Genomic DNA, 16,155 nt, shown 5'->3' with positions numbered 1-16,155 from the left:
AGGCAACCAATACGCCTTTCTCACTGCGGCGTGGGCATCCGGCTCGGATCATCGGATGCCCCAGAAAACCGATTAGGAATTTTGCAAACAAGCGAAACCTCTACGAGAAGGAGTCCTCCATGAGTGCTAGATTAGTCCTTCTGCTTGCTGCGGTTGGCCTCGTGCCAATCGCGTTATCATACGGTCTGATACCCGGCAGTTCGATCCCAGCTTTGCTGGGATTTCCGGTGGAAGGGACCAACCAAACCCACGTGTTCCGCGCGATTATGGGTCTTTACCTGGCAAACGCGTTGTTTTGGTTGGCGGCCGCTTTGAAACCAGAATTACAACGCCCCGCGCTGTGGGTTCTTTTTTTGTTTATGTCGGGACTGGCCGTTGGACGCATGCTAAGCATTCTTATCGATGGAGTTCCAAACGGGTTACTTCTATTTTATCTTGCGGCCGAGATAGCTTTTGCAGCTCTGGCGGCGGTTTCCCTGAGAAAAGTACAATGAAACAGGAAGTGTCAAAGTGCTGAGGTTTTTCTTTGTTCTCTCGATGATTACAACTGCGTCGGTTTCGACATCCGGTCTGGCACAATCGTCATCTGTCCAGACTGCGGTGGACAAAAATTTTTTAGAGCTTGAGACTGCCGTTGACGAGGCGGGGCCTACTCCAATCGCATCGATAGATCACGCGCGCTTGGCCAAAGCTGAAGGCGTAGAAATGCCAGCATCACGTGTACTCATTTTCTCTGATCCGGAGATAAACACGCCCATTCTGAAAGAGAACGTGCGAGCAGGTCTGGACCTTCCATTTCGCGTTCTTTCCTTCGATCAGGATGATCGCCCGCAGGTCGCCTATACAGACTCTCAGTTTCTCAAAGTGCGGCATAGTCTGAATGACACCCAAGCGTTAAATGCATTTGAGAGCAAGATGCTCGAAGTTCTAAACGACTTGGATGCAACACCAGCGCCAACCAGCGAATTGTTTGCCGACTATGGGGTCATCGAACTGCGATCTCAGCTCAGCGTGTCAGAGGCAGTGGAACGTCTGAGGACAGCTGTGATGGGGCAGGACGATACTGTCTGGTTTGGGGAAATCGATTTTGCGACCGAAGCTTCCCAACAGGGGGTGGCGCTGCCGGATACGGTTCTCTTGCTGTTCGGCGGACCAGCACCCGGTGGCGTGGCAATGGCGGGCTTTCCGGCAATTGGTTTGGATGCCTTTTGCCAAAAACTACTGGTTTATGCGAATGAAGAGGGCGGCTCCGTAGTCATTTTCAATGACATCGCTGCCTTGGCGGAGTTGCACTACGGTTCCTCTGCAGAGCCTCATCACGGTTTGAACAAACGACTTACCTCAACATTTCGCACGGCAATTGAGTAGCCGCTGTTTGGAAGACGCAATTGCAACCCGCTACCGATTGGCCATCTTTTCGTCGTCCGCTTTGGGCTCAGAGCAGACATTCTCTGCGGCGGGCATCGATAGGAGGTAAGAGCCCATTCTTGCCGTTTAGCGAGATTCGGTCTTTCGCATGTGCGGCAGGTCGAAAACCGCACATTCCGGACGTTCAAATTCCAGTGTCGGATGGCAGGTGGGCGCAACATTGCCGCCGACGCTGAGGTCAAGTGCTGCAAAGGCAGCGAACGGCGGCTTGGTGGCCGGCTTGAGCCTTGTCAGGTCTGATTAGTTGCCGCATTCGATATGCTGAGTATTGCCGATTGAACTGATCTAAGGTGCTGTCGTACATCGGCTCTTTTCTAAGTGAGCGGTCACCGAACGATACGTTTTCCCCAGATTGATTAATAGCGTTCGACGCGGGTTACAGTCTTTCCAAGGCTGGGCTGCGCACACAACCCCGCGCTGATTTCTCGGGCTGTAACGAACCGGGAACATCGCTGAAGGGGTGTTATGTGAAACGATCCCTGGTTGAGTAGCTGCAGTGCACGGCACCTTCTATGACCCACATCGAAACTGAAGTCCTAACGCCGAAAAGAAGCTGAAATAGAGGACTTAGGTTGTGGGGATTTCTATTCGCTTTACCACTGGGTGGATGGAAACCAGGCTGTGATCTGCGACCATTTACTGAAACAAAGATGATCGCACCTTAAAAAGTCAGCTGAAGTCTGTCGGTTCTGGGGCTTCGTCGCTCCGCTTGATTTCAGGAAGAAACGCGTTCAGGCTCTGTACGTATTCCACAATTACATCACCAACTTTTTCTGACGGTCGTGACACTTCGTCGAGAAGTTGTCGCGCGGCTTCCTCGATGCTTACACCTCGTTCCGCTGCGATAATTCGCAGACGTCCATAAACTTCGACCGATAAGTTTTTGACGTTCAAATTCGCCATTGGAACCTCCACTTCGGAACCTACTATCATATCCTAGGCTCAATTGCGTTGCCGTCATTTTAGTCATTTGCACTAAAAAACGATCCCTGCCAGATTGTTTGGCCCGCCCATCGGACCGTCGGAGCACCTTGCGGCTAAGGTCCAAAGCGAGCCCTAAGTAGACCTTAGGGACCAGCACAGCATTCGCCGTGAACGGGCGAAAAACGGACCTTCGCTGCAGGACGGACTAATGTCCGCTTGCGGCTACCTAAAGTGACCTGCAATTGCATGTCTGTGTGCTTTCACTACGCATTCCAAAGATCAAAGAGGAGCCGCAGCAACTGCAGACACAGACTTCGATGAATTAATCGCTATGCCGCAGCTTAGCTGAATGCGCGAGAACGGTACTGTGTCGGCGATTGTCCAAACCAGGTGCGGAACGCGCGCCGGAAGCTGTTGACCTCGGAGAAACCAAGATAAAAGGCGATTTGAGACAGGTTCAGGTCGTTTTCACTCAAGAGCATCTTTGCCCGACTAACTTGTTCGGACAGCGCGATCTCCTTGAACGTCACATCTTCGATCCGAAGCTGACGCTGCAATGTCCGAACCCCGACCCCAAGTGCCGCGGCGACATCGTCGACCGCGGCGCTACCGTTGTTGAGTTGCATGCGAAGCGCTTGGCGTACCGTTTCGGCATGTGTGCGGGGCGGGCGGTTCAACCGCAACCTCTCTATGCCTGCAGCCGTCATTTGCACGCGTCCGCCTTCGTCAAGGCGGGTCGGCGTCTGAAGTTGCGACATCGGAATTGCGATCCCCGGAAAATCTGCATTGGCCCGGACTTCTGTGCCAAGCAATCGTGCAAATGCAACTTTCTGAAGCCTGTGCTCAGCCGGAAGTTCGACCCAATCTGGCACCCAGCTTGTCCCAAGGTAGGGACGCACAAGAGCGATTAGGATCGAAGGAATTTCCTGCTCAAGCAATTGAGCCCCGATGCTCTTTTCAAATTGCACCCCGAAACTGAATACCAGACAATTTCCGTCGGTTCGTGTGCGAATTTGGGTCCCTCGTTGGAGAAAGGGCAGTGCCCGGGCGGCCCGTTGAAGGGCGATGTCCAACCGAGAAGCCCCAAGTGCATAGCTCGAAAACGGATCAGGCCGGTTGAGAGAAGAGTAGGCAAAGTCTTTCGCCATGATCGCCCCGAGATGGCGCTCTCCAATTTTGCCGGAAACCGTTTCCAGAAGCTGTGCATGATACCGTATCGGCAGCGGAACCGGAGGGCCTTCAAGCACCGTGCGGGTTAACCCAACATCTTTGAGCGCACGTTCAACGAGCCTTGGGGACGCCATCTGGTCCAGGGCGTCGAGTGTCGGGAGTAAACCCCTTGAGTTCTGCATCGGGTCGCGCACGCGCTCACTATGTCGTCGATTGATCACTTTGAGAAGTGTTTGGCCCATCCCAACGCCATTCTTGGCCGCCTACCTGAGGAATGAGCCAAACAAAGCGACCGAAATTGGAACGGTCGCGCTCTTACCCTCAAAGGAGATTGAAATGAAAACGGTATCCTCTTTCCTTGCCATCGTTGCCGCCGCAGGCCTTGCCGTGCCTGCTTTTGCGGAGGCCCCGGTGACGGTGAATGTGACCAATTTTGTGCGAGCTGAGACCGACATGTATCATCAGCGCATTGTTGATCTGGGTGGCTTTGGTGGGTTGATGCATATCCGCGAACCGGTACCACTGGATGCGCAGGATGTGATCCGGATGAACCGCGATACACTTTACTCCGGCGTCGTGATCGATCTGACCGAGCCCGCCTCGATTGTGCTGCCAGACTCCGAAGGACGCTTTATGTCCATGCTAATTCTCAACCAGGATCACTATGTGGTAGGCGTTGTTCATGACGCGGGCACCTATCATTTCACTGAAAAGGAGGTTGGCACGCGTTATATGTCTGTCCTGTTCAGGACGTTCGCGGACGAGAATGACCCATCAGACATTGCCGAGGCCAACGCGCTTCAGGACGCCATTGAAGTATATCAGTCTAACGCCGGACACTTTGAGGTACCAAACTGGGACGCCGCCTCCCGTGATTTGACACGCGAACTGCTGCTTCCGTTGGCGCAAGGGCTCAGTGGTAACACGTTTGAGGTGTTTGGGACGGCCGACGCCGTAAATCCAATCTCGCATTTGGTCGGCGCGGCGGCCGGATGGGGCGGCAACCCACCTGCGGCGGCGGTTTATGACATCAAGTTCCCGGATCGGAACGATGGCAGCATTCCCCACACCCTGACTGTCGGCGACGTCCCTGTAGACGGTTTCTGGTCGGTCACAGTCTATGATGCGAGCGGCTACATGGTACCCAACGACGCAGGGGCCTATTCGGTCAACAACGTGACTTCCGTTCCCAATGAGGACGGCACCGTGACCATACATTTCGGAGATTGTGAGGATGGTCGGGTGAACTGTTTGCCGATCATGGACGGGTGGAACTACGTCGTGCGCCTATATCAGCCGGGTCCAGAGATCCTTGAAGATGGCTGGGCCTTCCCGATTGCCCTGCCGATTGATCAGACATCCTGATCAACGCTTCGCGCTATTGCCTCGGTCGGCGATTGTCCGACCGGGGCTTTGTTTTGCCACCTGCCTCCCTTGGTTTGCACATCACAGGTCTGCTTCAAGACAAAAGCCCCAAGCAGACGCCCTTTTGTCGTCAAATGATCACTTTCGGCGGTCGCAAGGTGCAAGGCGCGAAATTACCTCAAGTTCATCAAAGACAATCACGGAAATATCAAACGTAGGAGATTGAAATGAAACGTCGTTCCGTTCTGAAAATTGCCCTGACCACCGCTCTTGTTGCAGCACTTTCGGTGCCCGCCTTTGCGGTAGAAACAAAGCCCGTAGCCTCTGGCGATGTTTTGCCAATGGCCGCCCGCGAGGTCCCCGTGCCGGTTGGAGTTTCTCCGCAGCTGGCGGACCTGATCGGGTCCCGCGTCGTGCCTGACACGCTTCCAGAACCGGCCACTTTGCAAGAGTGGTTGGCCGCGCAGGCACAATTGGATGCGGTCAATGCACAATCAGCTGAGATGATGCTGGCCAAGACCGGCGCGACATACGTCGTTGAAGATGTGGCGGGCGTCACAACCTACCGTGTCACTCCTGCGGAGATCGATGCGCGTTGGGCCGACACGGTTTTTTTGCATGTCCACGGCGGCGCTTTTGTTTTTAACGGTGGCAAGGCGGCCATCACCGAGGCTGCATGGCTGGCACACGGGCTGGGTGTTGAGGTAATCTCCGTTGATTACAGCCGCCCACCCCTGCATCCGTTTCCGGCTGCAACCGATGATGTGATCGCGGTCTGGACTGAAATCATTCAGGACTTTGACCCGGCCAAGATCGCCATGTTTGGCACATCGGCAGGCGGGAACCTGACGCTCTCTACGGCCCTGCAACTGCGCGATGCCAGTATGCCGATGCCTGGAGCGATCATGGCGGGCACTCCCGCCACCGATCTTGCCAATGTGTCCGACAGCTGGATCACGCTGAAAGGTCTCGATCCGCTGGCCGGTCACGACGGGGCGATTGCAGGCACATTTGCGCTTTATGCAGGTGAAACCGATCTTGCGGATCCGCGCCTGTCTCCGGTCAATGGCGACCTTGAAGGCATGCCGCCTGCAATCTTTCTGACCGGCACGCGGGATCTGTTGCTCAGTGACACAGTGCGGATGCATCGCGCCATGCGGGATGCGGATGTGATTGCCGACCTGCACGTCTACGACGGCCAGTCGCACGGCGACTACATCGCAGGCTACATGGTCGATGCCCCGGAAACGCAGGATGCGCTGCGTGAACTCAACACTTTCTTTGATCTTCATCTGAAGTAAGCCCTCGGCCCAAGGCAATCGACAAAGTTGCCTTGGGCACCCATCCCGGATTTTTTTCAAAGGTGCGCATATGCCCAGTTTCAGCGCTCAAATTCACACTCTCAAATATCTCTTCATTGCTATTGCCGCGATCCAACTGGTGACCGCGGCGTCCGGCACAATTGTCGCCCTGTATTTCGCGGAAACCGGTGCTTCGCAGGAAATCGCCGCGCTTGCACCGGCGGCCTACTCGCTGGGGTTCCTGATTGGCTGCTTTTACATTGCTGGTTGGATCACCAGTATTGGCCACATCCGCGCCTTTTCGGCGGCCGCCGCTATTTGTACGGCTGCGGCTTTGCTCTTTTCGGTCACAGATCACGAGCCCACCCTTTTGTTTGTGCGGCTTATGACAGGCATCGCCACAGCCGGGCTGTTTGCCATCGGCGACGCTTGGATCAGCGAAACTGTGGATGGGACGTCGCGCGGGCGCCTGCTTGCGGTGTTTGCCATCATCCTGGGCCTGATGTCAGTGTTGAGCCAGGTTATCGTGATCGTGACTCCAGACGATTTGAACCAGTCTTTTGTGTTGGTGTCTTTGCTGTACTGTCTCGCCATCGTCGTGATTGCAGCCGCGCCAAGCACGCCACCGGAAGGCAAAGAGCGGGCCAATGTGCGTGTAAAAGCCCTTTTCATAGATGCCCCCACAGCTGCCTTTGGCGCGCTCGCTGTTGGCATAGTCTCCACGGTTTTCATGAATGTTGTGCCATATCGGGCGGCGACCATGGGCGTCGACGCCGTGGACGTAGCGATCGCAATGGGCGCGGTCTACGTCGGGCGTATCCTGTTTCTCTACCCGCTGGGGCTTGCCTCTGACCGGATGGACCGCCGGAAGGTCATTCTGGTCGCCTCCGCAGTGGCAACTTTCGCGCTTTTTATTTTCGCGTTCTTTTCCACCGGGGATGGTGTTCGCCATGCGAGCTTGGTGGGAACACCCCTCTACCGTCTCCTATTTGTCGGTCTGGTTCTGCTCGGTGGATCGATGCTCACGCTTTATGCGCTTTTGCTGGCGCATGCGATGGACCGGACCGTGCCCGTTTATGTAGCATCGAGTGCTGTAACCATGCTTTTTGTGTTCACCATTGGCGGCATTATCGGCCCACTCCTGACAAGCGTTGTCTCGGCTGTGTTTGGCGACCTGGCCATGAACTGGATGCTCGCCATCGTGATGGCCGCTTTCACAGCCTTGGTTGTTGTGCGGATCAAAACGGTCGCACCTGCAGCAAAAGCTGAACAAACCAACTTTAAGGCGGCAGAGACCACCAGTCTCAAATCTGCACCAACCCAGAAACGCTAAGGCAGGAGACCCAAAATGACTTTTTCTACTTCAAACATCCTGCGCGCGGAGAAAGCGACGGTACTGATCTGGTTGGTGTTTGTCGCATTGACCTTCGCCGGTGATCTGATCAAGCCCGCCGCCATGGGCTCTGGCATGTCCTGGCTGCTGCTGGGCGGTATCTTTGGCGTGATGTTGGCTGCGGTGTTTCGTGTGGTGCATCACGCGGAATGTCTGGCCGTCATCTTCGGTGAGCCTTATGGCACACTGATCCTGACGCTCTCGGTGATCGGCATCGAGGTGGCGCTTATCACAGCGGTTATGTTGACCGGGGACAACAACCCGACACTGGCGCGGGACACTATGTTCTCGGTGCTGATGATCGTGATGAATGGACTGGTTGGATTGAGCCTCCTGATTGGCGGCCTGCGCCATGGGCTGCAAGTGTTCAACCTCTCGGGAGCCAATGCCTATCTCGTGGTCCTGCTTCCCGTCGCCATCGTAAGCCTTGTGCTGCCAAGCTTCACCACATCTGCACCCGGCGGTGGCCTCTCTGCCCTGCAAACAGTGTTTATGATCGGGATGTCGGTTGTGCTCTATGGCATTTTCCTCGTCTATCAGACCGCCGGCAAACCAGAAATCTTCCGCCAGCCCGCAGATGAACTGCCAACCACAGCGGGATCGGACGCGCACCATCTCGAAACCAAAAGTGTTGGCTTTCACGTGGTCTGGCTGGTTCTCGCAATGCTGCCACTGGTTCTGATGTCCAAAAAGCTCGCGCTGTTTGTCGACTTCAAACTTCTGGAATTTGGCGCGCCCGTTGCGCTTGGCGGTTTCCTCGTGGCTGCCATGATCCTGACCCCCGAAGCGCTGGCTGCTCTGGACGCAGCGCGCGCCAACAAGCTGCAACGGGCCGTCAACATCTGCCTTGGCTCAGCACTGGCCACAATCGGCCTGACAGTGCCCGCAGTTCTGATCGCTGCGCATTTTGTCGGCCTTCCGATTGAGCTCGGCTTGGGAGGCGCTGAGATCGTGCTACTGGCTCTGACCCTTGGGATCAGCATTCTGACCTTCGTAGGAACCCGCACAAATGCGCTTCAGGGCGTCGTGCATCTGGCCGCCTTTATGGCCTACGTGTTCCTGATTTTCGACGGGTCGTGATGGGGCCAAAACCTCTCTATCCATTTGGGAAGCCACGTTTCAGTGGCTTTCCAATCTCCTTCCCGCGAGCGACGCAAAAGCCGACATTGTCATTGGGTTGTGCCAACGACGGCTTTGGGCCGTTTGCACCAATTGGCCACCCGAAGCCGACTGGCGGCTTCGTCCGCTTTGTGGACATCCGACAAATGTGCTCAGATGACCGCGTTGAGCCCTAAGTAGACGTTCATTTGGAATATCGGCGCGCCGATAGACTTGAATGGATTGTGGGAAATTTGCGGGAGTGGTGCCAACTGAGATTTTAGTCCTGCCGCCGGTCCTGCCTTTGTCGCTGGGCTAGACGAGAGCATTCGACATGACGAAGACTGGCGGCCACGATTGCAGTAAATAGGCATTTGCAGATCGCGACAAAATACCGGGGGAGCGATCAGCTGTAAGGTGTCCCACTTCGACCTCGCTCACAGCGATCAAATTGTGCTGTTGTGAGGAATGGCCGGTTCGGTGACACTGTTTCGCGGCGAGGCCGGGCCCAATGAATGACCGATAAGGACCTGTCATTGCCATTGCCTATGGCAGCAATTCGCGCTTCGCACCTGTTCATGCGAAGCGCAGCATTAGGTAGATTGGGCTCAGGGCGGTCATTCGCTACATGCAGCGTCAATGTCCGCTGCTTAGGCAGAATTTACTGTAATTTTTTGGCGAATTTTTTCGAGCCCGTATCTATAGTTCTGGACAGTCTGACTTCTCCCCCATGGGGTAGTCAGCATACGTCTTGGCCCTTTCGTTTTGTATTGCTGTTTCACAAGGCCCTGCCGCAGCGACACAACTGGCACACACGCAAATTGTGTCTCACAGATATTGACTTCACCTTTTGAGACAGCATGTATCTCAATGTTTAAAACTTTGAGAGACGGAACAGATCATGCTTGTTGGCTATGCTAGGACTTCCACTTTGGATCAAACGGCTGGGCTTGATGCTCAACTACGGGAACTGGAACGTGCTGAGTGTGAAAAGGTATTCACCGAACAGGTATCCTCAGTGGACGTGAGAGCGCGTGAGAAGCTCGCAGAAGCACTAAACTTCATCCGGGAGGGTGATCACCTAGTAGTCACCAAACTGGACCGTCTGGCGCGCTCTATGGCCCACCTGATGGAAATCCGCAGCCAGCTTGACGCCGTTGGGGCACACCTGACTATCTTGGGCCTCAGTCTGGACACTTCGACGGCCCAAGGGAAGCTGATGTTGAACCTGCTGGGAAGCGTGGCCGAGTTTGAGCGAGAGATTATGCTGGAACGTCAGCGTGAAGGGATTGCCAAGGCCAAAGCTGCCGGAAAGTACAAAGGGCGCAAGCCAACTGCATTGGCAAAATCGGACGAGGTGCTTGCACTGGCGGGTGAAGGCATCGGCGCTACCAAGATCGCTCAAGACCTCGGTATCAGCCGCGCGTCGGTGTACCGGATACTCAGTGCAGGCCAAAGCTGACCGCTGCTACCCCAGTTGTTGGCGGGCTGAACGGATGCCAATCTGAACCGGAACAGATTTACGCTTGTGCCGGGTCATCTATCTTCTTTGCAACTTGGCAATTTGATCGGGTTCGGACCGGCCATTGTTTAGCCCTCCTTCTAATGAGGGAAGAACCGGATGGGACCACGCTTTGCTTAACCCTTCCTCTAATGAGGGAAGAAACGGATACATAACATTTTTCGAATGTTCGATCCGTTTGCCCCGTTGGATCACGACAAGACTGCGGACAGATTAGACTTTTCGAATGTCTCATCTGTCTGCCCCTGCTGGGTTAATGTTCAGTATTACTACTAGATTACTACTAGGTGAGTAAGAACCGGACAGATTAAACTTTTCGAATGTTTGATCTGTCTGCCTCTGCAAGGTTAATGTTCAGTATTGATCCGATGATAGTAAGAATGCCTGCATAGTATATCTACTACATATACAGAAATAGATAATATCCATAGTATCATATACATAGGATATACACTGTATTATGCCTACATAGTCGAGCTATACTGTATATACATATAATATACCTACATCTCTACATAGAATACATACTGGATTTATGTGAACTAGATATTCATTAGTAGTAGATACCTAGTAATGTATAGTATGTGTATATACACAACACATCACATCAATAGTAAGTCTAGACTCCAGTATGCTTAGTAATCGGGATGGTTAGCCAGTATCAGCTTTAATATTAATATACTAGGTATATACACCTGACGAAAACATCTTATCTATTTGTTTTATGTTACTTTTTATCATTGCATCCGGTTAAACCATGCAGCTAAAAGCACACCAGCATGAGCAGTTTCACAACCAAATTAGGGAGACTGCACCGGGTACAGAACAGCACTGCTGACACCATCTTGTTTTATACACTGGGGGCTACAAGTGAGAGACCTTTTATCTGTGCGGCGTTGATCGAATTTACCGACTGCAAAATGCCCCTCGGGCAATAAACATAAACGAGCTAGACCGGATGCTAGCGAACGCCTTCCTGACCGATGATCGACCGTGACCGATCCAGAAACTGGAATACCACACAGGCTATACAAGAGCAGCCCTACGAGCGCATCTACTGGGCTATGATAGTATGGGGATAGCGGAGCGCAACACCGGCCAAGGGTGGGTTCTAACGCCTCTGGGGCACCGTACACTTTCGCTGGCTTTCAGTGAACTGCTGACGATAGCAAAGGGCGATACAAACAGGTTCACCCGCGAATTGTTAGACCTACTGGGTAGTTTAGACGTTACCGCATCAGTAAGACCGCTCCAAACACCCCTCGGCGACATCTTCTGAATACCGAGCCAAGCACCATACAATGCACCCACACCATTGCCGCAAGAGAGTGCGAAGTCCTATTTGTTCTGATTGCGCTGTGCTTGTTTGGCTTCGAATTGTTCCCAGACCTTAGTACGACCCTTTTGCCGCGCATCAGCCAGCCACAGCTTCTTACGCACATCCGGCACCTCTAGGCTCCTGTACTTGCCATCTGAGAACTTAGGCCAATCTATCGCCATCCCCAACTTGACCATTTCAGCAGACAGATCACGCCCATCCTCAAGGTAGCACTTTGCCACCGTTCGACCGTGGGTATCCTCAGCAGTAACCACTGCCCTCACCTTTTGCCCTTTGCATAGGGATACCAAAGCCCACTTGGCCTTTTTGCCGTAAGGGTGGTTAATCTAGGGCGCATCTACGCCAAACAAGCGCACTTGGGTTTTCTGTATTTTTATGGTGTCGCCGTCCACAACATAGGCTGAGCCTTCCAATATCTTTTTTGTAGGTTCTGGTATGGCACTGTCAGCGTCGAAACGCTGGGGCTGCTGAACCCCTTGAGACGGGGAGGCATCCAACCTCGGTATCCTATCTGAAGTTGCTTGGTATGGTTGCCTTGTCACTCTGTGTGGTTGGCGATTTCTATGCACCAATACCAGCAGGACAACCACAACAAGAATTAGCAGTATCACGACTTCCAAAGCATCGGACCTTGTAATTAGTTTGGCTCAATAAGCATGCAGCGAAGCCATCGGATATATTAATCGAGGGTTTATTCGATGCCGATACCAATATCGAAGGTAACTGGTTGTGCCCCGGCGTTGCCGACCTCAACGATATGATCGCCGGACTGCCAGAGTTGACCATAATAGGGCGTGTCTGAAGAGATTAGATCCAGCAGAAGCGAACCGTCGGGATTAAATATCTTGTAGTCCAACGCACCTCCGTGAGACCCAACGTCCACCCTCAAAAACTGACCATTTGCAGCGCCAAGCACATAACTTACCGAAGCATTTGGGTTCAGCGTGCCCGACAATGCCGCTCCGCTGGTGCCGGTGGCAAACTGGACACGTTGTGTCCCCGAAACGACCGGTACACCACCTGAGCCCGCAATTGCGCCTTGGCCGTCATCAGCGGCCTGTGCGACGCTGAGTTCAGCGACTTGACCATCGTTGGAGACAAGACATCTCCAAACCGTTTCGCCGCGATCTTTAAGCATGACGAGCGAATTAGCTTCGGAAAACTCGGTGGAGAGCACCGTGCCGCCTTGCCCGTCCGGCCCGCCTACAGAGCGTAACTGATCAATACACCCGTCAATAGCCTCCTGCCCAACTTCTGCAGCGTGAACGAGTGCAGGCGAAACACAAAGGCACATAGCCAAAATCTTGGATCGCATCTTTCTAAACTCCCTAAGTCAATTGGACGCGGCAGCGTCCCGCAACTTTTGCAGTACGTCGTCGCATTCGCTTGCCGCACCAACAATAGCTTCACCACTGCCTTCGGCTTCCGGTGTTAAATCACTAAGATTACTGACCGCGCGGTTGAAGACTTGATCGACTTCTTCTTTGGTCAATAGCCCTTCCTGCTGAGCTGCGTTGGCAACACCACACACACCGGCTGACAGACCCGTTACAATGCCTGCGCCTGCACCAGTACCTATACCTAGCATTCCACCGCCTATGCCGCCTACGATCAGTCCAATGACCAGCCCCAAAATCAGCTTACCCATGCTTTCTCTCCCCAAAGTTCAAATTGGGTTCTCAAATATCACTGGCAATCGACACTGTGCCGGAGACTGCACAGTGTCCAAAGGCTAAAGACCATGTTCAGAGAACATAATGAGACTAGAGAGTACCTTCGTTCGTCAGCGACATGATGCCATCTGTTGTACCGTCACTGTAAGCGATGCACTGCCAAGGGGCGCGGTCAGGTCCGACGCCGACGCGCACAAACGTACCGGCTTCCGAAAACTCCGAACCGAGCAGTGCTACATCCGGATTGTTGGTGGTCGTAGTGACATCACGCAAGCACGCTTGTTCTGCTGCGGTTGGGGTCGCCGACGTGCCACTGGTTGTGCTGCCTTCGTCGCAAGCACCGAGAATTGCGGCTGCTGGCAAAGCTAAAAGAAGTTTCTTCATAATGTCCCTCTTTCATTTTGATCTACAATTGTTTCGAAGCACTTCACGGCGTGAACTTATTGTTGCTCCATATTCGACAATACGAATTTAATGTAAGTGGTCAATTTTATTGAACCGTGAAGACGCTATCTAGGTTGGCCCCATCAAGTGTGTCCACTCTGGGCTCGTGACAGCTATTTTGTGCATATCGCATCAATATCCGCTGTTCTGGCCCACCCCACTTGCCAAATTGTTGGCGAATTTTTCCGAGCCCGTATCTATCACTCGAGGCAGGTAGAGTTCCCCCATGCTTGGACAACGACAGTGCATACATCACCGGGGTACACACCCCTCAGGCCTGATCACTAGAGACTTCACAGAGGAAACGACTTCGCACTTTGCTATGCTGCCTGAATGAACCTGATTAATAGGAGTTGCCTAAGCATAGGTGTGACACTAGGGTGAGACATACTGCAAACCAACACACTACAATAGTGCTTACTATCAGTGCATTAGGCGTTCGGCGGCGTTTCCCCTAGGCTCCACCAAATCACAACAAAACAACAAGACTTTATGCGTTAGAGCGGCGTGACACATTGTTGTGGCACAAAATGAAACTGCATGCGTATTTCGCGCAGTACAGGCTCGGGGTTCCTTTCTTTTGTTGGGTGCTATAGCGCTTTGAACCCCAATTTGCCGCGTCTCGGTCGATTCCATTGCAGGAGGTGAATATCACTGGGCAATTTGACAGATCACAAAACCGATGCTTACCTGAGCGCGACGCAGCACAGATAATCTAAATTTCCAAGCATTATCAGCGTTCTGAAGCACCATTCGTGGCGCCGTTAAAGCCAGACTTGAACCTGGAGAATTTAAGATGGAATTGATCACTGAACAGCTCCGCGCCTTTCCGATCATGGCGCTTTTTCTCTGTCTTGGCCTGGGATACGGCGTCGGCAAGTTCCGGGTCGGCAAGTTCGAACTGGGTGGCATCGCCGGAACCTTGCTGGTGGCCGTTTTCGTGGGTCAGATCGGCGGTATCAACCTGAGTACGGATGTTCAGAACGTCTTTTTCTCGCTGTTCATTTTCATGGTCGGCTACAATGGCGGCCCGCAGTTTTTTGCGGCTCTGAACCGAACCGCCATGACCAAGCTGCTGGCCGCGTTCATGATGACGCTATGGGGGTTGTTCTTCGTCATCGTCGTGGCTCGATTGGCGGGGTTGGACAAAGGGCTGGCCGCCGGGTTGGCCGCCGGAGGGTTGACGCAGTCAGCGATCATCGGCACCGCCGGCAATGCCATCGACTTGCTGGGGCTGGCAGCGGATGAGGCGGAAAAGCTGAAAACCAATATCGCGGTGGGGTATTCGGTCACTTATATCTTTGGCTCAATCGGTCCGATCCTAGCGGTCAGCGTTATCCCGATCATCATGCGTGTCGACCTGCGACAAGAGGCAATCAAGCTGGCCCAGAAACTCAGCGGTGGCGGTCGCAAGCTGGAGGAAGGCGAATTCCTTCCAATGAACCGATTTGATGCCCGCGCCTATCAGGTGGATGCAGACGCCGCGATTGCAGGCCAATCGGTCAAATCCATCGAGGGCAGCTATGACGGTGATCTGGTCGTCGAAAAGCTGCTGCAGGACGGCGTCCCGGTGGATCCGACGCCGGGTACTTTGATCAGCGCAGGGGACGTGATCGTGGTTTCTGGCCTGGTCGGAACGCTGACACAATTCGAAGGTACAGCTAGCGGTGAAATCGGAGAATACCCGCCCGAACTGACCGTTGTGGAAGAGCGCCGCAATGTCGTGGTCACCAACCGCAAACTGACCGGCAAGACGCTAGTGGAATTGCGCGAGGCGTTGACGGCGGATCAGCGGCGGGGCGTCCACATCTCAAAAATCATCCGCATGGGCCATGAAGTGCCAGTGCTGCACAACACCGAAATCCACGCGGGTGACGAAGTCAGCATTGTCGGTCACAAGGATGATCTGAACCGGGTTGCTAAAATGGCGGGCTATGTGCCGCCCGCAGCCTCGGTCACCAACTTCATTGCACTGGGGATCGGCGTGGCTGTTGGTTATCTGATCGGTGAGATCAGTTTTGTCATTGCCGGTACGAAAGTGGCGCTTGGGTCCGGTCTTGGTTGCTTGGTAACCGGGCTAATCATCGGATACCTGCGCATCCGGCGGCCCAAGATCGGTGGGATCAATCGTGGGGCTGCGAATTTCCTACAAAGCTTTGGCCTGGCCGTGTTCGTTGGGGTTGTTGGCCTGAACGCGGGTAAGCCTGCGCTTGAAGCCATTCAGCAATACGGGATCACCTTGCTGTTGTTGGGCGTCGTGGTCACACTGATGCCGATGATCGTGCAGTTCCCGATCAATTATTTCGTCTTGCGTATCAAAAACCCGGTCGAGGCTTGTGCAGTGGTGACAGGGTCGCGGTCGGGTAATCCCGGTTTTGCAACGCTTTTGGAAAAAGCCGGGAATGCAACCCCGACGCCCGCGTTTACGATGACTTATGCGGTGGCGAACATATTCCTGACACTCTGGGGTCCGTTGGTTGTGGCATTCGTGCCGTAAG

The 16,155-nt window shown here is 53.8% G+C and carries 14 protein-coding genes; 8 read left to right on the top strand and 6 right to left on the bottom strand.

The window, feature by feature from the left end; all coding sequences use genetic code 11:
• The first annotated feature begins 119 nt into the window (after window positions 1–119).
• A complete protein-coding gene (locus ACR0JB_RS13575) occupies window positions 120–494 on the top strand; it encodes a DUF4345 domain-containing protein (RefSeq protein ID WP_170400190.1) in 375 nt (124 codons plus the stop codon).
• A gap of 16 nt (window positions 495–510) precedes the next feature.
• A complete protein-coding gene (locus tag ACR0JB_RS13570) occupies window positions 511–1,368 on the top strand; it encodes a DUF302 domain-containing protein (RefSeq protein ID WP_480644754.1) in 858 nt (285 codons plus the stop codon).
• Window positions 1,369–2,097: 729 nt separating this feature from the next.
• Here ACR0JB_RS13570 and ACR0JB_RS13565 read toward each other — a convergent pair.
• Together ACR0JB_RS13565 and ACR0JB_RS13560 are read right to left on the bottom strand one after the other, a co-directional pair.
• The gene (locus ACR0JB_RS13565) at window positions 2,098–2,331 is read right to left on the bottom strand and encodes a FitA-like ribbon-helix-helix domain-containing protein (RefSeq protein WP_170398485.1); all 234 of its coding nucleotides are present in this window, start codon (window positions 2,329–2,331) and stop codon (window positions 2,098–2,100) included.
• A 362-nt stretch (window positions 2,332–2,693) separates the two neighbouring features.
• On the bottom strand, window positions 2,694–3,764 hold the full coding sequence (locus tag ACR0JB_RS13560) for an AraC family transcriptional regulator (protein ID WP_170398483.1): 1,071 nt from the start codon (window positions 3,762–3,764) through the stop codon (window positions 2,694–2,696).
• 94 nt (window positions 3,765–3,858) lie between these two features.
• Here ACR0JB_RS13560 and ACR0JB_RS13555 point away from each other — a divergent pair, with 94 nt between their 5' ends.
• From ACR0JB_RS13555 to ACR0JB_RS13535, 5 genes are all read left to right on the top strand, one after another.
• Window positions 3,859–4,887, top strand: a complete 1,029-nt coding sequence (locus ACR0JB_RS13555; protein WP_170507292.1) for a DUF1214 domain-containing protein — start codon at window positions 3,859–3,861, stop codon at window positions 4,885–4,887.
• A 227-nt stretch (window positions 4,888–5,114) separates the two neighbouring features.
• On the top strand, window positions 5,115–6,188 hold the full coding sequence (locus ACR0JB_RS13550; RefSeq protein WP_170782158.1) for an alpha/beta hydrolase: 1,074 nt from the start codon (window positions 5,115–5,117) through the stop codon (window positions 6,186–6,188).
• Window positions 6,189–6,258: 70 nt separating this feature from the next.
• Window positions 6,259–7,521 (top strand): MFS transporter, encoded by a 1,263-nt coding sequence (locus ACR0JB_RS13545; RefSeq protein WP_170507288.1) that lies wholly within the window; start codon window positions 6,259–6,261, stop codon window positions 7,519–7,521.
• 15 nt (window positions 7,522–7,536) lie between these two features.
• The gene (locus tag ACR0JB_RS13540; RefSeq protein ID WP_171724798.1) at window positions 7,537–8,661 is read left to right on the top strand and encodes a calcium:cation antiporter; all 1,125 of its coding nucleotides are present in this window, start codon (window positions 7,537–7,539) and stop codon (window positions 8,659–8,661) included.
• Window positions 8,662–9,580: 919 nt separating this feature from the next.
• Window positions 9,581–10,141 (top strand): recombinase family protein, encoded by a 561-nt coding sequence (locus ACR0JB_RS13535; RefSeq protein WP_170507286.1) that lies wholly within the window; start codon window positions 9,581–9,583, stop codon window positions 10,139–10,141.
• A 1,398-nt stretch (window positions 10,142–11,539) separates the two neighbouring features.
• On the opposite strand, the gene ACR0JB_RS13530 is transcribed toward ACR0JB_RS13535, so the two are convergent.
• From ACR0JB_RS13530 to ACR0JB_RS13515, 4 genes are all read right to left on the bottom strand, one after another.
• Window positions 11,540–11,866, bottom strand: coding sequence for a thermonuclease family protein (locus ACR0JB_RS13530; protein WP_170398736.1), 327 nt, complete (start codon window positions 11,864–11,866; stop codon window positions 11,540–11,542).
• A gap of 365 nt (window positions 11,867–12,231) precedes the next feature.
• On the bottom strand, window positions 12,232–12,855 hold the full coding sequence (locus ACR0JB_RS13525) for a hypothetical protein (protein WP_170398469.1): 624 nt from the start codon (window positions 12,853–12,855) through the stop codon (window positions 12,232–12,234).
• 18 nt (window positions 12,856–12,873) lie between these two features.
• The gene (locus tag ACR0JB_RS13520) at window positions 12,874–13,188 is read right to left on the bottom strand and encodes a hypothetical protein (protein WP_170398466.1); all 315 of its coding nucleotides are present in this window, start codon (window positions 13,186–13,188) and stop codon (window positions 12,874–12,876) included.
• 115 nt (window positions 13,189–13,303) lie between these two features.
• The gene (locus tag ACR0JB_RS13515; protein ID WP_170398463.1) at window positions 13,304–13,597 is read right to left on the bottom strand and encodes a hypothetical protein; all 294 of its coding nucleotides are present in this window, start codon (window positions 13,595–13,597) and stop codon (window positions 13,304–13,306) included.
• Window positions 13,598–14,453: 856 nt separating this feature from the next.
• Between ACR0JB_RS13515 and aspT the strand changes: the two genes are divergently transcribed.
• A complete protein-coding gene (gene aspT / locus ACR0JB_RS13510; protein WP_170398459.1) occupies window positions 14,454–16,154 on the top strand; it encodes an aspartate-alanine antiporter in 1,701 nt (566 codons plus the stop codon).
• The last annotated feature ends 1 nt before the right edge of the window (window position 16,155 follow it).

It is taken from the genome of Ruegeria sp. BI7 (genome assembly GCF_056537925.1).
The sequence above is the reverse complement of the archived record's forward strand: the minus strand, read 5'-3'. Positions and strand labels throughout refer to the sequence as shown.